Genomic DNA, 21,093 nt, shown 5'->3' with positions numbered 1-21,093 from the left:
TGCGGGTTTTATTTTTTATAAAACGGTTTACTTTTATTTTCAGTAAAATTGTTATAACTTTGGGTAGGATGCAAATTTAGCAATACAAAATTAGATGAGCGCAAAAAAAGCCAATTTATCAGGCGAGTTAAAGAAATACTTCGGGTTTTCTACTTTTAAAGGTCAGCAGGAGCTTATTATACAAGAACTGTTAGAAGGGAAAGACATATTTGTCTTGATGCCTACCGGAGGCGGAAAATCTTTGTGTTACCAACTTCCCGCCCTTATTTCAGAAGGAACTGCTATTGTGGTTTCCCCATTGATTGCTTTAATGAAAAATCAGGTAGATGCCGTCAACGGTCTTTCATCTGAAAACGGGGTAGCCCATGTTCTTAATTCATCTCTAAACAAAACTCAAACCAAACAGGTATTTGACGATATAAAAAGCGGAAAAACAAAACTTCTCTATGTAGCTCCGGAATCTCTGATAAAGGAAGATTATCTTGAATTTTTCAGAGAAGTGAAAATTTCATTTGTTGCGATTGACGAGGCGCATTGTATTTCCGAATGGGGTCATGATTTCAGACCGGAATACAGAAACTTAAAATCAATTATCGACAAGATTGCAGATGTTCCGGTTATTGCTCTTACAGCAACGGCAACACCGAAAGTTCAGGATGATATTCAGAAAACTCTTGGGATGACGGATGCTTTGGTTTTTAAAGAAAGTTTTAACAGAGCCAATTTATATTATGAAGTCCGTCCAAAAGTGAATGTAGACAAAGAAATTGTAAAGTTTATCAACAAGCACAAAGGAAAATCTGGTATCGTTTATTGTCTCAGCAGAAGAAAAGTGGAAGAGTTTTCCCAGCTTTTACAGGTAAATGGCGTTAACGCACTTCCTTATCACGCTGGTTTAGATCAGAAAGTGAGAGTAACCAATCAGGATAAATTTCTGATGGAAGAAGCGGATGTTATTGTTGCCACTATTGCTTTTGGAATGGGAATTGATAAGCCGGACGTTCGTTTTGTCATTCACTACGATTTTCCCAAATCTCTGGAAAGTTATTACCAGGAGACCGGTCGTGCAGGTCGTGATGGAGGAGAAGGTCACTGTCTCGCATTTTATGACCCGAAAGATATTGAAAAATTAGAAAAATTCTTAGCTCAGAAGCCTGTATCAGAAAGAGAAATAGGATTACAGCTATTAAATGAAGTCGTGGGTTATGCCGAAACTTCAATGAGCCGCAGACAATATATTTTATATTATTTTGGTGAAATTTTTGACCCTGTCACGGGTGAAGGAGCCAATATGTGCGACAATGCATCGAACCCGCCGAAGCTGAAAGATGCAACAAAAGATCTGGAAAAAGTGCTTGAGCTTATTAATGAAACAAAAGAAAAATTCAAATCTAAAGATCTTATTTCCGTTATTGCAGGAAAAGAAAATGCAGTTACAAAGTCTTATAAACTTGAGCAGACTTCATTTTTCGGTTTTGGAAAACATGAGAAAGACAATTACTGGAAAACGATCCTAAGACAGGCAACGGTACAAAATTTTTTACTGAAAGATATTGAGACGTACGGCGTTTTAAAAATTTCTCCAAAAGGTCATGAGATGATCAACGGTAAATTTAAAGAGTCTTTTTTAATTGCCGAAGACCGAGAATTTGATTTATCACAAACCAAAGCAGACAGCGATCAGGTTCAGATGCAGGCAAGCGGATGTTTAGATCAGAATTTGTTTGGTCAGCTTAAAGAATTAAGAAAAAAAGTAGCCAAAAAATACGGAATTCCCCCTTATACGGTTTTTATGGATCCGAGTTTGGAGGATATGACCGTCCAATATCCGATCACCGTTGAAGAAATTGCAAAAATCTATGGAGTCGGAGAAGGAAAGGCTAAAAAATATGGCAAAGAATTCGCAGATTTTATTTCAAAATATGTTGATGACAATCATATAGAACGTACTCAGGATATGGTGCTGAAAAATGTGGCGAATAAATCCAGCCATAAGGTTTTCATTATTCAAAGCACCGACAAAAAAATTGATCTTGAAGATATTGCAAGAGCCAAAAACTTGTCAATGAACGATTTGTTAAAAGAAATGGAACGTATTGTTTACCAAGGCACCAAGCTGAATATCGATTATTATATTGAAGAAAATTTTGATGAAGATATGGTTGATGAGTTCATGGAATTTATGACCGAATCTGAAAGCGACAGCATGAAAGTTCTGCTTGATGAGTTTGGAGACGAACTTTCAGACGAAGAAGTGAGAATGCTGAGAATTAAGTTCATCAGTGATGTTGCCAATTAAAAAATAATTATTAGTGCTGAAGGAATAGATTAGCATTTTTTTACTCATGAAAAAGAAAATTTCTGTCATGTTTATTCTGCCGGATTTAGAAACCGGAGGTGCAGAAAGAATCATTACCACCATTGCAAATCATCTTTCCCGTGATCGGTTTGAGCCTAAGATTTTGCTTTTGCGCAAACAAGGCGGTTATCTCAATGTATTGAAAGATGATATAGAAATTATAGACATTAATACTGAAAGAATAAGACATTCTCTGAAGCCTATTTTAAAAGAAATTTACAGAAGAAAACCGGATATCGTATTTTCCGGATTTGGAGAAGTTAATGCCTATTTATCAATGTTTATTAAGCTTTTTCCGAAGGTTAAATTCATTGCAAGAGAAACGAATGTAGTTTCACAGCACGTTACAAAAAAAGAAATTAAATTTTTCTATAATTTTTATAATAATTACCAGCAGATTATTGCACAAAGCGATGATATGATGAATGATCTGGTTACAAATTTTAAAATTGACCGGTCAAAAATTATTAAAATCAATAATCCTGTTGACTTTGAATTTATTGATGAAAAATTACTTTTTGCCCGAAAACCGGACTGCTTTAAATACAACTACAAAAACGTGGTTGCAATCGGTAATTTATCTGCAAGAAAAGGATTTGATAATTTACTGAAAGTTTTTTCCAGAATTAAAAAACGAAAAAATTATCCTTCATATTTTAGGAGACGGCAGAGACAAAGAAATTCTTCATCAGATGAAAGATTTTTTAGGCTTGAAAAATGTAGTTTTTCATGGAAGACAAGACAATCCTTATCAGTTTTTAAAATATGCAGATCTGTTTATTCTTTCTTCAAGATACGAAGGATTTCCAAACGTTCTGCTTGAAGCCGGAGCGTGCGGAACGTATTCTTTAGCCAATAATTGTCCGGGAGGAATCAATGAAATCATTCAGAATGACATCAACGGAGAAATCGGAAATATTGAAAATCATGAAGATTTTGCTCAGAAAATCAAAACACTTTTATTACAGAATTATGATGAAGAATGGATTATCAATTCTATTAAATCAAGATTTTCAAAAGAGATTATTTTAGACAGATATGAAAAGATTTTGTTGGATTTGATGAAGAGATAATCATTTTTCCTTCATTAAAAAATAGCTTATATTTCCTTACATTTGAGCCTTAAATTCTTTTAAAACCAATTTTCATTCATGAAAAAAATCCCAAAGTTAGGATGTGGCTGCGAACAACCTTCCCAAAGTTCCTCAGACTATAGAACTTCAAAAATAGGAACCGATTCTACAGATAACCGAAATGCAGAAGTAAGCATAATTCAATGCAGACTTTGTCAGAGAATATGGTTGAAATATTCTGTTGAATCTGAAAATTCTCAAAACTTAAACAGATGGTTTAAAGGAATTATTGTAAAAAAAGAAGTTGCAGGAATGAAACCTGAAAACGCAGCAGATTATCTTGAAAATCTTGAATGGTATATTTGCGGAGGAGAATTTTTTGGAAACAAAGAAGTCTTTGGCAAAGGGAAGCTGTTAACAGATATCTAAAATTGATATTAAAAAATGAGTGACGAATTAACAAAAGAATCATTAAAAAGGGAAATATATAAAAAATATAACAGCTACGTTGCGGGAAATTATAATGAAAAATTTATTTGCAGATTAATTATTCAAGAAGGCTATAATCAAGAGGATGTTGAAGAAGTGATGAGGGAGATTAATGCCGAAAAGCAGAAAATTCTAAAAAAGCAAAACAAATACCGGTCTGTTAAAAGTCTCGTTTTATATATATTAGGTACAGTATTGCTTTGTGTAGGTATAGGACTCATAATAATAGGTGGAAGATTAGGATTCGGTTTGATTTTTCTAGCTGTTATTATTTGGATCAATGCAAACAAATAAAATTATGTTGAATGATAGGTAAGTTTAAATGCGATTAGCAACAAACTTCCATCATCCATCACCCAACATTCCGCTCTCAAAAACTTGATAAAACTCACTTTCTCAAGTGGTAATTAATCATTAAATTTGTAATGCTCTAAGAATAGCTAATAATAAATTATAAAAATAAAATGAGTCAATTCGATGTTACCGTAATAGGTTCTGGTCCTGGAGGTTATGTAGCTGCAATTCGCGCTGCGCAATTAGGTTTCAAAACAGCAATTATTGAAAAATATTCAACTTTAGGCGGAACTTGTCTTAACGTTGGATGTATTCCTTCAAAAGCGCTTCTTGACAGTTCTGAGCATTTCGAAAACGCAAAACACAATTTTGAAAACCACGGAATTATCATTAATGAGCCAAAAGCAGATATCGCAAGAATGATTGCGAGAAAAAATGAAGTGGTAGATCAGACAACAAAAGGAATCAACTTTTTGATGGACAAAAACAAGATCACTGTTTTTGAAGGTCTTGGAAGCTTTGAATCTGCTACTCAGGTTAAAGTAACTAAAAACGACGGTTCTACAGAAACGATCGATTCTAAATATACAATCATTGCGACAGGTTCTAAACCTTCATCTCTGCCTTTTATCACTTTAGATAAAGAAAGAGTGATCACTTCTACAGAAGCTTTGAATTTAAAAGAAATTCCTAAGCATTTAGTGGTCATCGGTGGTGGAGTGATTGGTCTGGAATTGGGCTCAGTTTATCTAAGATTAGGAGCTCAGGTTACTGTGGTTGAATTTATGGATAAAATTATTCCTACCATGGATGGAGCTTTAAGCAAAGAATTGACTAAGGTTCTTAAAAAGCAAGGGATGAAGTTCATGCTTTCTACAGCAGTTTCGGCAGTTGAAAGAAATGGAGACACTGTAAAAATTACGGCAAAAGACAAAAAAGGAGAAGAAGTTACGGTAGAAGGTGATTACTGTTTGGTTTCTGTAGGAAGAAGACCTTTTACTGACGGACTTGGATTGGAGAAAGCAGGTGTAGAGCTTGACGAAAGAGGACGAGTGAAAACAAATGACCACTTACAAACTAACGTTGCAAACATTTATGCAATCGGTGATGTAATCAAAGGTGCAATGCTGGCTCATAAAGCTGAAGAAGAAGGCGTTTTCGTTGCTGAAACTTTAGCCGGACAAAAACCTCACATCAATTATAACTTAATTCCTGGAGTAGTTTATACCTGGCCTGAAGTTGCAGGAGTTGGTAAAACTGAAGAGCAGTTAAAAGACGAAGGTGTAGCTTACAAAATCGGAACTTTCCCTATGAGAGCATTAGGAAGAAGCCGTGCAAGTGGTGACATTGACGGTCTTGTAAAAATTATCGCTGATGAAAAAACAGATGAGGTTCTAGGTTTCCACATGATTGGTGCAAGAGCAGCAGATTTAATTGCTGAAGGTGTGATTGCTATGGAATTCCGTGCAAGTGCAGAAGATATCGCAAGAAGTTCTCATGCTCACCCAACTTACGCAGAAGCCATAAAAGAAGCTGCTTTGGATGCTACAGGAAAGAGAGCATTGCATATGTAAGACCATCAACTTAATATAGAAGAGAGGCTTTTGTCTCTCTTTTTTTGTAAAAAAAACCAGATTATCGATGAAATGGTTGTTTTAAAAATTCCTCAAAAGCTTTCAAAATCCAGATATTATTAAAGAAAGGAAAAGCTAATCTCATCTTCAGGTAACTTATTATAAAACTCCAACCCTCCAAATCCTGAAACTCTCCAACTAATTTGCGTACCTTTGCCCATTAAATTTATCATTACATGCAACTCGGAAAAACCCAGACTTTAAAAATTTCAGAAAAAAATAGTTCAGGATGGATGCTTGAATCAGAAACCGGCGAAACCGCTTTTTTGTCTAAAGTTTTCATTCATGAAGAAAAAGAATTGGGTGACGAAATAGAAGTTTTTGTTTATCAGGATGACCACAAACTGAAAGCGACTACAGAAACTCCTTTGGCAGAAGTAGGTGAATTTGCTGTGATGAGCTGTGTGCAAAGTCTTCCAAGTGGAGCGTTTATGGATTGGGGAATTATTAAAGATCTTTTTATTCCGTACAAACAGCAGAAATCAAAAATCCTTGAAGGCAAAAGATATTTGGTTAATCTTTATGTAGATGAAGATTTGGGATTGATTACAGGAACTACGAAATTTAAAAGAAACCCACAATACGAAGATTTACCGCTTAAAAAAGGTGATAAAGTAGAATTGATCATGATGAATGAAAGTGAATTGGGGTGGAATGTGGTGATCAACAAAAAGTATATCGGGCTGATCTATGTTTCAGATGTTTACAAAAAATTATATCCACTTTCTGAAGAGGAAGGATTTATCAAAGCCATCCGGGAAGACGGGAAAATAGATGTTTCGCTTCAGCCGGAAGGTTTTGAAAATATTGATGAGTTCAGACAAAAAATTCTTAACAAACTAGAAGAAAATTTTGGCTTACTTCATTTATCAGACAAATCTTCTCCTGAAGAAATCAAAGATGAACTCCAGATGAGTAAAAAGAATTTCAAAAAAGCACTCGGTGGTTTGTACAAAGATAAAATCATTGATATTTTGGATGATAAGATAAGATTGGTATAAAATAAAAAAGAGCAGAAATTTCTGCTCTTTTATTTTTAGTTCCTGTTTTTGATCAATAGCCAGCCATTATAAACCCTTCCATCTGAAACTTTTATCGTATACCAATAATTTCCTGTGGCGAGTGGAGCAGAGTTGTATTTTCCGTCCCATTCAAATAGTTTCTTAATTAAAATTTTCATAGTAAAATAGATTATGAATATCTAAGTCCCTGTATAAGTCCCTTGTAGCTTTTTCAAAACTTGACCTGTTTTTCCATCCAAAATCACTTGCTCTGTTTTTATCTTCTTTTCCCTGAGTAATTAAATAGGTAATCTCCCAAACTTTTTTGTTATCTGTTTATTCTTTTACAATTAACATATTTGCAAACGGTGTAATTTCTTCATTTTTAACAATTTTCAAACCTGCATCAAAAATTGCTTTTTCCCATTTCTTTTGGCTTAAAAAATGAAATGCTCCAATATTGAAAAAAATAAAATTGGTAATATCTCTAAATTGTTCTGAAACTATTATTAAACCGCCCTTTTTCACAATTCTTTTTGCTTCTTTAAAAAATAAAACTCTTTCTTTATGGCCTAAAATTTCATGAAGAGCTGTAATTGCAAGGATTGCATCTTGAGATTTATCTTCAAAGGGTAATTCGCTTGGAATTATCTTAATTTCTTTTGGATTTGGTGGAAATACTTTCTTAGATGTTATAATTCCTCTGTCTTGTTCGTGTCTGTTCTCAAAAATATCACAAACACTTAAATTCAAATTTGGATATTCATCTTCTAATTGTCTAGACAATGGGTCAAAACTTGCATGAATTAAAACTACATTCTCGATTTTTTCAAAATCTAAAGTCCCTCTTAAATTATTTAACGTGTACAAATCCGACTTATCGTAAAGAATGTACGAAGCTAAAATTGAAGCAATTATATTTATTAGTATTAATGCACTTAAAATTTTCAGCAAAAGACTAAAAGTTGTAGAACTTGTTTGAGTTGAAGCAATTAATAAAAATACTGCAACACAAATCCCTAGCAATATTTTTTGATAATTGAAAAGGATAACAAGTTTAGTTATTTTCATATGTTAGAATTTTTATTTTTAATGAAAATTTTCTCCGCAATTTTTTTATTTAACCAAAAAAGGGGCAACAATAGCATTAACATTATTGACATAGGGAAAAAGAAAATAAACTACATATATGAAAATTATTGCTAATCTGTTATCAATAAAAGTATATCCAATAATAATTATTTTTATGATGATAAAAGTGACAAGTAGTCTAGCAATCGTTTTAATAACATTTTCTTTACTATACCATCTATTTGCAATATAAAATAAAATAGCACTAATGAATAAATTAAAAAATAAAAATAAAAAGTCACCTAAGGAATATGTTGAAAATATATTATTTTGACAAAGAAGATATTTTCTAATAACACGGTCGATAGGCGTGAGTATATTTCTATTCTTTTCATCAAAATCATAAAATGTAACTAACGTTTCAAATACTAAATGATATAAAACGATGCAAGACAATATATTTATTATAAGTAATCTATATTTCATCTTCACTCATTTTTTTATATTGTGGGATGTTTCCTATGTTAGAAACAGGGTTTTTGTAATATTTATCATTGAATTTTTTAAAATTAATTCTATCCATTTCAGCCTGCATTATCGTTGTTGCACCTCCGTTTTTAACTATAAAATCCGATACATTTTTAATTAAGTTTATCCATGTAGAGTCTGCTATCTTTAAATAATCTTTTATTACTAAATTTTTTTGTCTCAAACTTACATTTAATACAGTATTACTTGGCCATATTCTATCAATGGCTCGTGCAAAAAATCGATAATATCCTTCTTCGTCTTTATGAATTCCAAATTGTCTGTGCCCGGAAAATGGCTGCGTACCACTTTCTTCAGTAAAAATAGTAGTAAATATCCAACACATTTGAGATGAGTCACTTTCACTTTCGAGGACGGCACCATGATCACCAATTAAATCCTCTACTGCTCCTCCACCTGCTTCAATAAAAATAATTGTGCCTCCACGCTCATTCTTCCAAGCTTCCAACTGTTTTTTTGCATATGTTGGCTCATCTTCTTTGGGATATGGTTTAAATTCCCAACTACCTGTAATATTTTTATGAAGTGGTTCTATATGAGACTCGAATGGCTTACTGCCCTTAGAGAGAGTTAAAAAGTTTTCTCTAATTTTTTTATATAGCAGCTTAACATCATTCTTAGCAAAATGTGGTAATTCATTAATCCTGACAGAAAAGTAATCCATGTTCACTTCTCTATCCTTTTTTGGCTCTTTTTCTAATGTAATTATAGGCCATATATAACCAATTGAATATTTATTACCATCAAATTCATATAATTTGAAAGAAATAATATTTTGTTTTTCTGTTGATAGGTCTGTCTTTGGAAATTCATCAGTCATTTCTATTTGAAAATATACTGTATCTCCAATTTTCGCATTGGTTATTTTATTATTGCCTGCAAAGTCCGAACTCCACCATCCTTTATCAAAATAATCTCCAGCAGGTGGGGGAGGTGGCGGTGATCCAAAAATAATTTCTTCATCGGAAGTCAAACTAATTTTTCCTCCGCTGTTTATGGTATAATTATCCGTCCAAATAGTATAATCACCTTCTATTTCTTTAGTGAGATTTCCACCTACAATTCTTGTAATTGTTCCTCCTGCCATAATTAATGGAAATTAGATTTTTCGCCACTATTCTTATGAATATTTTTCTGAGCATGAACATTCGTTTTTCCTTCTGTATTTGCTGTATTCTCAGAAGAATTTTCGTTCATCACTTTTGCCTTGCTTTTCCTTTCTCCCTGTGCTACTTCCATAATATTCGCCGCCATCAGAGAATAATCTGCAACCGCATTCTGCATCATCATGGCTCCGGCGAAACTAGAATGGTTGACTACAGCAGTTTCAGAAATGTTTATCCCTGCATTGGATGTAATATTCATGCCTGCCGTAATTGTTACGTTTTCACCCGCCGTAAAACTCATATTCTTTGGCGCATTCACATTAATATTTCCAGCTCCATCAAATACGTATTCCCACTCGGGTCTTCAATGAAAACACTTCCTTCAGCGTCATTCAGAATGATCTTGGTTCCGCTTCGTGTGTGAATCACTTTTTTATCGTTGCCACTTGTATGGTATGAACTCGTTTCACTCCCATTATAATGCGTTCCCATCACAAAAGGTTTTCTGTATTCTGAGATTCGTGGCTTACCAGAACTTCTTCAACAATTTCTGAAATAAAATATCTGTATCAAAAATAAATAGCCTGTTATAATTAATTAAATAACTTCAAATACCTATCATATTTTTCAAGAAAATTGTTTAGACTTTGTTTTCTTTGTCTTTGTTGAATCCAATTAAGCGTAATTCTTTCAAAAAATATGAACAGTGAATCTGAAATATCTTTTCTGTTTATAGAATAATCAAAATAAATTCTCTTTAGATTTTTATGTACAACTTCCGGAATTTCAATTGTATCTAACCATTGATTGAATTTTTTAACTTCTATCGAGAATAAAACTAAATCTTCAGAATCAATATAATCCTTCTTTAAAATATCGACTGCATAGTTTAAAATAAACACAAACTGCTTTCTTACAATTTTTAGATTTTCATATTCCATTTTTACCATTTTATTTTAAATCTTTGCGATTTGAATACTTTTTCTTTTTTATTGCTAGTTGTAATTTCTAACACATCAGGAACTTTTTCCATATTTCTTATAATTTCTGGAAAATCTTTTCGGAACTCTTTATAGGAAGCTATTTTTGCCGAATCCCTAAAATTTTCTATATCTTTATTTACTCCATATTTTTTAAAGACTTTTTTAACATCGTCTTTGTCAATGTAAAGTTTTTCTATATGGGATATTATTGTATTGCTTTCTCCTTTTAATAGATTCCAATGTATCTCGTATTCAATTCTTGTTTTTTTATCTATATTTTCGTAATCTCCTAATGAAGCATGCTTTTTATCAATATAAAATGTAGTTTCAACATAATCAAAATTTGTATTACTATTATTTTTGATATAGAACTCTAATGGAATATCGATCTTTAAACTATCTCTACTTTCCGAATACATATCGGGAGTAATGTAGACAAATTCATTACTGAAACTTTGATTAAACCCTAATCCGTTTTCTTGATTTTTACAAGAGTAAATGCATATGAAAATTAGAAATGAGATAATTATTCTTTTACTATTCATAGTTAATAAATCAACTTTCCATTATCCCATTTTTCTTCTTTAATAACTTTTCCATTTTTATCGTAATACTTCCAAATTCCTTGATATTTACCCTCTAAAAATTCTCCCTCTGCAAAATTATAAGGTATAAGCTTAGGATTATCATCTCCTGAAGTTTGATAGTAAGTAAAAAGTGTTGTTTTACCATCAAGTATATTACAGTTTTTATCTATTTTCCAGCAATATAAACTATCTTCATTTTTTCTAAATCTCCCAAATTTATATAATTGAACAATCTTGGAAGTTTTTGTGTTTGTTGTATATTTTTCATATTTTTTGGTGGGAATACTGGAGATTTATCAATTTTTTGTTGTGCACATGATATAAGAATGAGTAATAATATAGTTATGTATTTTGCTTTCATTTTCATTTTTATTTATTTTCTATTACATTACCATAAAAAGATTTTACATCATTTTGCATCATCTTCCATTGCCATTGAGTATAAATATTTACTTTAGATGAATAATCCATTATATTTAAAGTTGATTTTTCTTTAAATTTATTTATATTCTTTTCTATAAATCAACATCCCATTATCCCAATTTTCTTTTTTTATAACTTTTCCATTCTTATCATAGTATTTCCAGCTACCATCATATTTTCCTTCTAAGAATTCTCCTTCAGCATATAAATATTCTGATACACTTGCATTATCTCCTCTTGCAATACTATGACTATACAATGTAATTTTACAATCAATGACATTGCATTTACCTTCAGCTTCCCAACAATACAAATTATCTTCTTTTTGCTTTAATTCGCCTAAATTTAATACAATATGTCCTTTTTTAATTTTTGTAGGCGGAATACCTTTTGAATTTTATAATTCTTACCTTTCCCGGTTTCGGAGGTTTTTCAAACTTTTGTTGTGCACAAGAATTTATAAAAAAACATACACTCAAATTAACGATGTAAATAATTTCATGTTTATCTATTTTCAGTAACTGAGCCATAGTACGTTTTTAAATCATTTTACAAATTCTCCTACCATTGCACGTCCGCCACTTTTCGGAGAATCAAAATGCCAGAAGATACCTTCTGTTACCAAAAACTGATCTTTGTAAAAACCGACAAGACTTGAAAGAATCGTAAAATCTGTTACATGATGTACTTTCCATGTTTTATCATAGTCATAAGAATAGCGAATCTCAGGTTTGGCTCCTAGTTTACGGTAATCGCAGACAAAGTTTTGGTACCTGTAATTGTCTATATTTTTATCTGTCAAGTCATATAGTTTATTTTCACTTGAGTTATAAACACTAGTACTAAATGTATCGTCTTTATTTACTTTATCATCAACTCCAAAAGTATAACCTTCTTCTTTATACCAAAAATAATCATATTTTCGAGCAAGCTTTTTAATCATATTTTTTGAATCTGTTTTCACATCATATTCTATAATTTCCTGATTTGCCATATAAAGCAATTTGCCATTTCCTGTATTATAGAAATTTATATTCTCTTCTAATAAAAATTTAGGTATTCTATATTCTTCATTTTTATTAAATAAATTAATTAATTTTGAATTTAATCTACTTTTTCTAATAATGTATTTACCATCGAACTTACTATAAGAAATGCTATCAAATTCTGTATACTCATCTACCTTTTTCAGTTCAAACGTTTTGTTGTTCAAAAGTTGTATTTTATAAGTTTTGATTGCTTCTTTGTTACTTGTAAAAGATTCTATAAATGTATAATCTCCTTGAGACTGGATAAAAGTTAAATAATCATCATTTAAATAAATTTCCTTATAACTTTTCCCCTTGTCATTAGATACAAACAACACGGCGATAGTACTCCCTTTTAAATTATCATTAAATTCCCATTCTCTTTTTTCTCCTCCCAATATTATTGTATCATCATAAGAAATAATTATGTTTCTAATAGTAATTGCACTACCAGGATTAAATTGACCTTTTCCAAGCCGCTTTTTATATAAATCAAAAAAATCATATTTTGCTGTCCATTTCATATTATCGTCTTTTGTTTGTTGCGAGCAGGCAAAAAACGACAACAACAAAGTCAACATTGATATTTTCATTATTCTGATCATTTTACAAATTCTCCTACCATTACACGTCCGCCACTTTTCGGAGAATCAAAATGCCAGAAGATACCTTCTGTTACCAAAAACTGATCTTTGTAAAAGCCGACAAGACTTGAAAGAATCGTAAAGTCTGTTACATGGTGTACTTTCCATGTTTTGCCATAGTCATAAGAATAACGAATCTCAGGCTTGGCTCCTAATTTACGGTAATCACAGACAAAGTTTTTATAACGATAGAAATATTTATTTTCGTTAGTTTCTTCATATAACTTGTTTTCATAAATATCATAAATTCCGTACTTATATTTATCTCCTTCTTCTAATATTTTTTTTTGAAGAGTTAGTTGATTATCTAAATAAAAAAAATAATTATATCTATTTTTAAGTGTATTTAAAAGTTTATCTTCTTTTGTTATTGCATTATATTCTCGGATTTCATTACTTTTTTGATAAACGATTTTTCCATCACCTATATGAAAAAAATAGTCTCCAATCTTACTTGTTGGTATCGTATATTCTTCTTTTATATTAAGCAGGTTTATTAATTTAGAGCTATCATTACTTCTATGACTTTCGAGAATATATTTTCCATCAAAATAGCTGTAAAAAACATCTTCTTTATCAGCATAATCCAGCACTTTTTTCAGCTCAAAGGTTTTGTTGTTTAGCAATAAGATCTTATAATACTTTACTGCCAAGCTATCCGCAGTAAAGGCTTCTACTAATGTATAATCGCCTTTGGATTCCATGTACTCTAAATCTTTTTCTCCTGTTTTTATTTCTTGGTAACTTTTCCCTTTGTTATTAGATACAAACAATACAGCTGTGCTACTTTTTTTGGAGGAATCAAATGAATGTTCATCTTTTTTTGCTCCCATAATGATGGTATTCTCATAAGGGATGACTATTTTGTCTAAACTGATTGCACTTCCGGGGTTGAAAGTATTATCATTAACTTTTACCTTATATAAATCAAAAAAATCATATTTTGCTGTCCATTTCATATTATTGTCTTTTGGTTGTTGCGAGCAGGCTGATAGGGATTTTATAATGCATAATGCACCCAGTAAGAATCTGCTTATTTTGTAGAGTAGTTTAATCATGTGTGATGCAGTTTTCTCGTATGAATTTTTCTATGTCTTCCAACAGCATAATATCTACAACTTCATCTTTTATTTTTTTTCCGGCTTCTTTTGCGACTTCCCATCCATCCACTATCACCGAGTTTTCATCCTTACCATAATGGTCAACATTGGTTAGAATCAGTTCTCCATAATTCATATTGCCGGCTACAATGGCTGCCTGCATCCAGGTGCCATACGCCCCTTCGCCAATCCATTCTTTGAAATCTGGAGACAAAGATATCAATGCCAGATCTTTAATGGGTAATGCAGACATTCTTTTAGGATCATAAGCATCGGGATGCGTAGCGAAGGCAAATTCCTGAAAACGTTTGTTGATCAGCTCGATATTTTTGTAATATTTTTGTTTTTTTAATATTATAGCTCCTTTTACACCCTCTTTGCCAGCAGCTATTACTTCTTCTTTGGTCGGTGCAAAGTTTTTATTGAAGGTGCTTTCCATGCTTTCTATGATTTTGTCATATTTCGCCTCGTATCTGTAATAGATTAGCCCTTCTTCCATTAAATTTTGCAGTCTGAATCTTGCATTGTAAAGCCAAGTTTTTCCTTCAGGAGATAATTTTGGATTCAGCACATGTGTAAATCTCACACAATACTTAAAGCCATAGCTGTACCCAACCAAAGGTTTTCCGGCTACGCCCAGTCTGTCTTCTGTTTTTATTCTTGTAACGGTCATCCCAACAGGGTTTTTCATTTCATCATTAAGGGCATAATGATCATAAAATTTTTGGGTATCTTCATTTATCTTTATCATCGGCCCATAATAATAGTCGGGTGGTACATGCCCGCATTTCTCATGTCTCCTCATAAAATCATTGTACCTGTACTGGTAAAACTCGCATCTCCCATAGCCAATACTTTCATAACTCTGTACTACTTTTTTGTCACATGTTTTTACCAAAAGATAGTCTGATTTTTCTTTTGGCAGAGGAATCATGAAATCTTCCTTGTAGGCACACTGAAAAAAAAGCTTTATATCATCATCAATAGCCACTTCTTCTACTCTTTCTAAACCTGGCGACAAAGTAAGTTCAGATATAACGGCTTTGTTATTTTTTACTGAAACAGAGACAATGCGATTGCTATTGCTATTCTTATAATTTACAGTAATAGGGTCATGATATCCATCATCATCGTGATCGTACAATTGAATACTGATTTCAGAATCAAATCCTGATTTTGGATCTTTATCCGTAATATTTTGTGTTTCAATATGGAAGTATACTACATCTCCCAAATTGGCCGTTGTTATTTTTTCACCATTTTTATCTGCCCACCACGCATCTATAAAATATTTGGTTTCATTTCCTTTGTCTTTTGCCGGCTTGCCAATGATTGTTTCTTCTTTTGCTGTGAAGTGACTGAATTGCCCTGCATAGGCTTCAAAATCATCCGTAAAGACAGTCCATCCTTTTTCTATTGCTGTAATATGGTCACCTTCTGTAATTCGTGTAATAGACATAATTAGTGCATTTTAGAATTTTCGCCGCTGTTATTATTAAAAGTCTTTTGAGAGTGGATATCATTATTTTCCTGAGAAACTATTTCCCTTCTTTTTAGAATTTTCTTTTACCTCTTTTGCTTTGGATTCTCTATTTCCTTTCACAAACTCCATCAAACTTCCCATAACGTTTGTCATAAAATTCGTTCCAACAGAAAGATTTTTAAGCATTCCCACACTTTCTGTTTGGTTCATGCCTATTGTATTGTTTTGGTTTTGTCCTACTGTAGTATTCATATTCTGCCCCACATTAATGTTCATATTCTTACAGTTGAATGTCATCGTTTCAGGAGCAGTAACTGTAATATTACTTCCAACAGTATCAAAAATAATTTCGTTACCGCTTTTATCTGTCAAAATAATACTTTCATCTTCTGTAAATTTTAAAATATGACCGCTCCTTGTATGAATTGCTTTGATACTGTTGTCAGAAGTTCCATAACCACTCGTTTCACTCCCATTATAATGCGTTCCCATCACAAAAGGTTTCTCCGCATTTCTGGGATTCGTGGCTTACCAAAACCTCTTCGCCAATCTCCGGGATAAAATGAAAACCTTTGCCTGATCCTGAATGTGGCTGTATCAGTCTGATCCACGGGGTTTTCTGTCCTTTATCTTCCTGCCACGGGAATTGTACCCGAACTCTTCCCATTCCCATCGGGTCGTTGTTATCCATCACTCTTGCAGGCTGCTCTTCACCTTTCGGTACGGCTTCGGTATCGATGTAAGGGGAGGCATTGAATAAATCGGGGATTCCGACAAACTCGTTGTAATAATCACCCGGCTCATAAACGTGCTTGATTTCTATAATGCGGTAGGTTTCCATTGCTTTGCCGTTGATGTCCGAAAGCTGGGTTCTTCCGCCTATTTTCAGTTCGGGAGTTTTACTTCTGCCTTTTACCTGCATCAGGTTCTCCCGCTTTTCTTTTTCCAATCGAACGGCTTCTGCCAATTGTCCTTCTGACCCTTTTTGGATTCCTGTATGGTTGAAGTGCATTTTTGGTTTTTTATTAAAAATGGTTTGGGAAGCAATGACCGCAATTGCCTGAAAAGGACTTTCTTTGAACTCGCTTTGTACACCATTGCTGTGTTTCTCTATTTTGGCTCCGCTCTGCGAGTCATAACAAGTGAAGGTAAATTCCTGTGCCTGCATCCGCATCTCAAATTCAACATCGATCAGGTCCATATTTTCCCTAAGCTTCAAAACAGGCTGTACCTGACCTCCAAAAACCAGTTTTTCACCGTTGTAATATAAATATTCACCGTGACGAATGGCGAGTCTCCGGATAAACTGATAATCAGATTCTTTATATTGAACGGTGTAGGGAAGGGATTTTTTGTTGTAAGCATTCAGGTGATTTGAAGAAATCTCTACCTGTGCTTCCTCTGGATATTCTTCGTTAATTTGCTTGATGATCTGTTCCAGTGTTTTGTCTTCAAAGCTTTGGCAATCCTTACCGCTTTCTAACAAAATGCCTGGTGCAAATCCTGTAATGTGCAAATCTCCGTAACCGCCGCCTTCGTCTTTTTGTTGCGGATTTTCCCGACGATGCCTCTAAAATAATACCGGGATTCGCCAAAACGCCAATAGGTAATTCCTATTTCTTTTCCGAGTAGTTTTCTGGAATTTTCCATCACATACCCTTTGAATGTGTCTAAAGCATCATCCGGAACGGTAATGGTAAAGGTATCGTGGTCATTGGTTTTCTGGTGAAGTTCTACTTCATAGCTGTTTTTTCTCAGAAATTCTTTTCCGTCTATGGTCAAAAGACAATAAACCATGGAGTTGGTTTTGTCGTGAAGCCAGTCTTGAAAAGAACGGCAAGTGCCGAATATAGAGGGGTCGAGGTTTTCGCTTTCCATAAAATGTGTTTTTTGTTGTGTCAAATATAATTAATTATTTTATTCGATGTAGTTTTATTACGGCAATTTCTGAAATATCATAAGTGAGCTCATAAATAAGATGATACAAATCATCAAAATTCTCTTAGTTATTTTGTTTAACAATTTTGTCAAAACAATTGTTTGATCTATATTTGCACAAAATTGTTTAACAATAATGTCAAATCAAACAAAAAAAGATCAAACACAAGAATTAATCAAAGAGACTGCGAAGAATTTGTTTTTCGTGCAGGGGAAATTTAATGCAACAACACAGGAGATCGCAGACGAAGCCGGCGTCAACAGAACGCTCATCAACTATTATTTTCGCTCTCGAGATAACTTGATTCAGATTATTTTTGATGAAGCGCACAGAGTAGAAAAAGAAAAATCTGAATTGATTATGAATTCTGATCTGCCTTTTAAAGAGAAAATATCCAATTTCATAGACGGAAGTTTACAAACAAGTCTTCAATATCCATATCTGGAAACTTATATTGTTTCACAAATCAATAAAGGAAGCTGCCACAAAAAAGATGTGGAAGAAGAAGATCTGAAAAAAATGTATCGAGAGATAGAAATAGAAATGGATTTGGGGAATATAGAAAAAATGGCACCTGTACAGTTTGTACTCAACATGATCTCATTGCTGGTTTTTCCAAGTGCTGTTCGTCCTTTGTTCTTAGAAAATATGATGATCAGTGAAGAGGAATTTGATTTACTCATTGCTGACAGAAAAGAAATCATTATGAATATTCTTTTTAAAAATTAATCAAAGAGTGTTAAAGTATTTATAAAACTGAATCGTCCTTTAGCAATAAAAGCTAAATAATCAAAACTATTAAAAAAAATAAACGAAGTAATATATTATGAATAGAAAACTTGTAACTGCAAAAAAGCTAAAAATTGGGATAGCTGCAGCATTTATGATTTTCGGCTCTACATCTGCCTTTGCCCAGCAAGAGGTATCTTTACAGGAAGCCATCAAACAGGCTTTGCAAAATAAAGCTGAAGCCAAAAAAGCGGCTTTGCAGATCAAAAAAGCCGAATACAAGATTGCCGAAGCGAGAGCGGGTGCATTGCCACAAATTAGTGCTACTGCGGGTTTGACGTATAACCCGATCATTCAGGAATCACTTTTAGAATTCGGTGGAGAAAGAATTCGTGCTCAATTGGGACAGCCATGGAGCTCAAGCGCTGTCGTAACAGTGAATCAGGCTATTTTTGACCAAAGAGTTTTTACAGGTCTTAAAGCTGCGAAATCTACAAGAGAATTTTACGTTCTGAACGCTCAGCTTTCTAATGAGCAGATTATCGAAAATGTGGCAACTGCCTATTATCAGGTTTTTGTGCAGGAAGAAAATCTTAAAACATTAAATGTAAGCTATACGAATACTGAAAAAGTAAGAAACGTAATCAAAAGTTTAGTTGAAAACGGTTTGGCAAAAGGTATTGATCTTGACCGTACCAATGTACAGTTGACCAATATCAGCGCAAGCAGACAACAATTGGTGAACGCTGTTGAGCTATCTAAAAACTCTTTGAAGTTCTACATGGGAATTCCTATTGATACACCAATTGATCTGGAGGAAAAAACAATTGAACCAAAACCTGAATTGATTGCAGGAAATGTAGACTTAGATACAAGAACTGAAGTGAAAGTTTTGCAGAAAAACAGAGAACTTCTGCAATTTAATAAAAAAGCAACAGAAGCTTATTTATATCCTACGGTTGGTTTGCAGGCAAACTACGGTTGGGCCGGTCAGGGTTCTAAATTTCCTTTAGCAAACGGTATCAATAATGGTGTTCTTTGGAGCGATTATTCGGCGATTGGTTTAAATATTAATATTCCGATTTTTACGGGTGGAGCTACGAAATCAAAGATTCAGCAGGCTGAGATTGATATTTTAGATTTAGACCAGGATATTCAGAATACTCAGTTGACTTTAAGCTTAGATTATAAAAATGCCATCACCAATATTGAAAATTCTCTGATCAATATAGAAAGCATGAAAAATAACGTAACCCTGGCTGAAAAAGTTCAGAGAGATACACAGGCTAATTACCAATATGGTTTGGCAACATTGACGGAAGTTTTAGATTCTGAAAATGCTTTAACCGATGCAAAACAAAACTATACAACGGCATTATTAGATTACAAACAGGCTGAAATTAAATTAATTAAAGCTAAAGGCGAACTTAATACTTTACAAAACCCATAATAGAAATGAAATCGCTATGAACTACAGTACAAAAACGTATGAAAATGTGGCGATTGCATTTTACTTTTAAAATAATAAATAACTTCAAATGAAAAAAACTTTAATATATATCATCGTAGCTGCAGTGCTTATTGGTTTAGCAGCCTGGAAAATTACGGACAACAAAAAGAAACAGCAAACCGAGGTAGAAGAAGTAGCGAAGCAGGTTGACAAAATCAATGTGAATGTAGTGACTGTTTCTAGAGAAAATATTAACACAGATTATTCTGCAAACGGAACTTTTATCCCAAAACAGGAATCCAATCAGTCTTCTGAAATTTCAGGACGTATCGTGAGCGTTTTGGTGAAAGAAGGTTCTAGAGTAGGAGCAGGTCAGGTTTTAGCAACCATAAAAAGAGATGCGATTGAAGTAGACGTTACTCAGGCTCGGAACAATCTACAGAATGCAATTGCAGATAATCAGCGTTACGAAAATGCTTTCAAAACAGGAGGTGTTACCAAACAACAGCTAGACAATTCCAGATTACAGTTGAAAAATATGCAGGCTGCAGTAAGAGCTCAAGGTGTAAAAGTAAATGATACAAGCATCAGAGCAGGAATCAGCGGTATTATCAACAAAAAAATGGTAGAACCGGGAATGGTGGTTGCACCGGGAACAGCTTTGTTTGAAATCGTCAATATCAACAGCTTAAAACTTTCAGTTTTGGTAGACGAAAGCCAGATTGGAAGAATTCAATTGGGTCAAAATGTTTCTATCAATGTAAATGTTTTGCCAGAAGAGTCTTTCAGCGGACGAATTACCTTTATCGCTCCAAAAAGTGATGCTTCTTTAAATTTCCCAGTCGAAATCGAAGTTTCAAATAACGGAAAGTTGAAAGCCGGTATGTACGCAACGGCTTTATTTAAAACAAATAACGGCGCTGAAACTCAGAATATGCTGACGGTTCCTGCAGAAGCTTTCGCAAATGGAGTGAGCTCAGGACAAATCTTCATCGTTCAAAATGGTACTGCAAAAATGATTACTGTGAAAACAGGAAAAGTGTATGGTGACAAAGTACAGATCATCAGCGGACTGAACGGTGGCGAGCAGGTAATTACCAGCGGACAGATCAACCTTGATAACGGTTCAAAAATCAACATCGTAAAGTAAC

At 33.4% G+C, this 21,093-nt stretch carries 24 protein-coding genes and 1 pseudogene; 9 read left to right on the top strand and 16 right to left on the bottom strand.

Going from position 1 to position 21,093, the window contains the following annotated elements; genetic code table 11:
* Positions 1 to 94: 94 nt before the first annotated feature.
* The 6 genes and pseudogenes from recQ to ACZZ9T_RS13375 all read left to right on the top strand — a co-directional run bounded on the left by recQ (position 95) and on the right by ACZZ9T_RS13375 (position 6,850).
* Positions 95 to 2,299 carry a DNA helicase RecQ gene (gene recQ / locus ACZZ9T_RS13400; RefSeq protein ID WP_463442499.1) on the top strand — a complete coding sequence of 735 codons (2,205 nt, stop codon included), beginning with the start codon at positions 95 to 97 and terminating at the stop codon, positions 2,297 to 2,299.
* A 46-nt stretch (positions 2,300 to 2,345) separates the two neighbouring features.
* Positions 2,346 to 3,432 (top strand): annotated as a pseudogene (locus ACZZ9T_RS13395) (glycosyltransferase).
* 78 nt (positions 3,433 to 3,510) lie between these two features.
* Positions 3,511 to 3,861 carry a hypothetical protein gene (locus ACZZ9T_RS13390; RefSeq protein WP_463442498.1) on the top strand — a complete coding sequence of 117 codons (351 nt, stop codon included), beginning with the start codon at positions 3,511 to 3,513 and terminating at the stop codon, positions 3,859 to 3,861.
* Between the two features lie 15 nt (positions 3,862 to 3,876).
* On the top strand, positions 3,877 to 4,215 hold the full coding sequence (locus ACZZ9T_RS13385; protein ID WP_463442497.1) for a hypothetical protein: 339 nt from the start codon (positions 3,877 to 3,879) through the stop codon (positions 4,213 to 4,215).
* Positions 4,216 to 4,385: 170 nt separating this feature from the next.
* Entirely contained in the window at positions 4,386 to 5,789 is a 1,404-nt protein-coding gene (gene lpdA / locus ACZZ9T_RS13380) for a dihydrolipoyl dehydrogenase (RefSeq protein WP_463442496.1), read from the top strand.
* 236 nt (positions 5,790 to 6,025) lie between these two features.
* Positions 6,026 to 6,850 carry a CvfB family protein gene (locus ACZZ9T_RS13375; RefSeq protein ID WP_463442495.1) on the top strand — a complete coding sequence of 275 codons (825 nt, stop codon included), beginning with the start codon at positions 6,026 to 6,028 and terminating at the stop codon, positions 6,848 to 6,850.
* Between the two features lie 35 nt (positions 6,851 to 6,885).
* Here the strand turns inward: ACZZ9T_RS13375 and ACZZ9T_RS13370 are convergent, their stop codons facing one another.
* The 16 genes from ACZZ9T_RS13370 to ACZZ9T_RS13295 form a co-directional block, all read right to left on the bottom strand.
* Complete coding sequence (locus ACZZ9T_RS13370; protein ID WP_463442494.1) at positions 6,886 to 7,029, bottom strand: T9SS type B sorting domain-containing protein; 144 nt, start codon at positions 7,027 to 7,029, stop codon at positions 6,886 to 6,888.
* A 157-nt stretch (positions 7,030 to 7,186) separates the two neighbouring features.
* The gene (locus ACZZ9T_RS13365; RefSeq protein ID WP_463442493.1) at positions 7,187 to 7,921 is read right to left on the bottom strand and encodes a class I SAM-dependent methyltransferase; all 735 of its coding nucleotides are present in this window, start codon (positions 7,919 to 7,921) and stop codon (positions 7,187 to 7,189) included.
* 45 nt (positions 7,922 to 7,966) lie between these two features.
* Positions 7,967 to 8,407: a hypothetical protein gene (locus ACZZ9T_RS13360; protein WP_463442492.1), complete on the bottom strand. Its 441-nt coding sequence runs from the start codon at positions 8,405 to 8,407 to the stop codon at positions 7,967 to 7,969.
* Positions 8,397 to 9,557, bottom strand: coding sequence for a hypothetical protein (locus ACZZ9T_RS13355; protein ID WP_463442491.1), 1,161 nt, complete (start codon positions 9,555 to 9,557; stop codon positions 8,397 to 8,399). The genes ACZZ9T_RS13360 and ACZZ9T_RS13355 overlap by 11 nt, the downstream gene beginning before the upstream one ends.
* A gap of 2 nt (positions 9,558 to 9,559) precedes the next feature.
* Positions 9,560 to 9,877 (bottom strand): hypothetical protein, encoded by a 318-nt coding sequence (locus tag ACZZ9T_RS13350; RefSeq protein WP_463442490.1) that lies wholly within the window; start codon positions 9,875 to 9,877, stop codon positions 9,560 to 9,562.
* Positions 9,878 to 9,891: 14 nt separating this feature from the next.
* Positions 9,892 to 10,068 carry a hypothetical protein gene (locus ACZZ9T_RS13345; RefSeq protein ID WP_463442489.1) on the bottom strand — a complete coding sequence of 59 codons (177 nt, stop codon included), beginning with the start codon at positions 10,066 to 10,068 and terminating at the stop codon, positions 9,892 to 9,894.
* 101 nt (positions 10,069 to 10,169) lie between these two features.
* Positions 10,170 to 10,517: a hypothetical protein gene (locus tag ACZZ9T_RS13340; RefSeq protein ID WP_463442488.1), complete on the bottom strand. Its 348-nt coding sequence runs from the start codon at positions 10,515 to 10,517 to the stop codon at positions 10,170 to 10,172.
* A gap of 2 nt (positions 10,518 to 10,519) precedes the next feature.
* Positions 10,520 to 10,978 (bottom strand): hypothetical protein, encoded by a 459-nt coding sequence (locus ACZZ9T_RS13335; protein WP_463442487.1) that lies wholly within the window; start codon positions 10,976 to 10,978, stop codon positions 10,520 to 10,522.
* A gap of 334 nt (positions 10,979 to 11,312) precedes the next feature.
* Positions 11,313 to 11,507, bottom strand: a complete 195-nt coding sequence (locus ACZZ9T_RS13330) for a hypothetical protein (RefSeq protein WP_463442486.1) — start codon at positions 11,505 to 11,507, stop codon at positions 11,313 to 11,315.
* Between the two features lie 138 nt (positions 11,508 to 11,645).
* On the bottom strand, positions 11,646 to 11,882 hold the full coding sequence (locus ACZZ9T_RS13325; RefSeq protein WP_463442485.1) for a hypothetical protein: 237 nt from the start codon (positions 11,880 to 11,882) through the stop codon (positions 11,646 to 11,648).
* A 231-nt stretch (positions 11,883 to 12,113) separates the two neighbouring features.
* Entirely contained in the window at positions 12,114 to 13,121 is a 1,008-nt protein-coding gene (locus ACZZ9T_RS13320; protein ID WP_463442484.1) for a hypothetical protein, read from the bottom strand.
* Between the two features lie 77 nt (positions 13,122 to 13,198).
* A complete protein-coding gene (locus tag ACZZ9T_RS13315) occupies positions 13,199 to 14,200 on the bottom strand; it encodes a hypothetical protein (protein WP_463442483.1) in 1,002 nt (333 codons plus the stop codon).
* A gap of 91 nt (positions 14,201 to 14,291) precedes the next feature.
* Entirely contained in the window at positions 14,292 to 15,800 is a 1,509-nt protein-coding gene (locus tag ACZZ9T_RS13310) for a hypothetical protein (protein ID WP_463442482.1), read from the bottom strand.
* 63 nt (positions 15,801 to 15,863) lie between these two features.
* Entirely contained in the window at positions 15,864 to 16,316 is a 453-nt protein-coding gene (locus tag ACZZ9T_RS13305) for a hypothetical protein (protein WP_463442481.1), read from the bottom strand.
* Positions 16,300 to 17,340, bottom strand: a complete 1,041-nt coding sequence (locus tag ACZZ9T_RS13300; protein ID WP_463442480.1) for a phage baseplate assembly protein V — start codon at positions 17,338 to 17,340, stop codon at positions 16,300 to 16,302. The genes ACZZ9T_RS13305 and ACZZ9T_RS13300 overlap by 17 nt, the downstream gene beginning before the upstream one ends.
* The gene (locus tag ACZZ9T_RS13295; protein ID WP_463442479.1) at positions 17,304 to 17,702 is read right to left on the bottom strand and encodes a hypothetical protein; all 399 of its coding nucleotides are present in this window, start codon (positions 17,700 to 17,702) and stop codon (positions 17,304 to 17,306) included. The genes ACZZ9T_RS13300 and ACZZ9T_RS13295 overlap by 37 nt, the downstream gene beginning before the upstream one ends.
* A gap of 196 nt (positions 17,703 to 17,898) precedes the next feature.
* Between ACZZ9T_RS13295 and ACZZ9T_RS13290 the strand changes: the two genes are divergently transcribed.
* The 3 genes from ACZZ9T_RS13290 (at position 17,899) to ACZZ9T_RS13280 (ending at position 21,092) form a co-directional block, all read left to right on the top strand.
* A complete protein-coding gene (locus tag ACZZ9T_RS13290; RefSeq protein WP_463432904.1) occupies positions 17,899 to 18,492 on the top strand; it encodes a TetR/AcrR family transcriptional regulator in 594 nt (197 codons plus the stop codon).
* Between the two features lie 97 nt (positions 18,493 to 18,589).
* Positions 18,590 to 19,942 carry a TolC family protein gene (locus tag ACZZ9T_RS13285; protein WP_463442478.1) on the top strand — a complete coding sequence of 451 codons (1,353 nt, stop codon included), beginning with the start codon at positions 18,590 to 18,592 and terminating at the stop codon, positions 19,940 to 19,942.
* A gap of 88 nt (positions 19,943 to 20,030) precedes the next feature.
* The gene (locus ACZZ9T_RS13280) at positions 20,031 to 21,092 is read left to right on the top strand and encodes an efflux RND transporter periplasmic adaptor subunit (protein ID WP_463442477.1); all 1,062 of its coding nucleotides are present in this window, start codon (positions 20,031 to 20,033) and stop codon (positions 21,090 to 21,092) included.
* The last annotated feature ends 1 nt before the right edge of the window (position 21,093 follow it).

It is taken from the genome of Chryseobacterium sp. AC417, assembly GCF_979258215.1.
The sequence above is the reverse complement of the archived record's forward strand: the minus strand, read 5'-3'. Positions and strand labels throughout refer to the sequence as shown.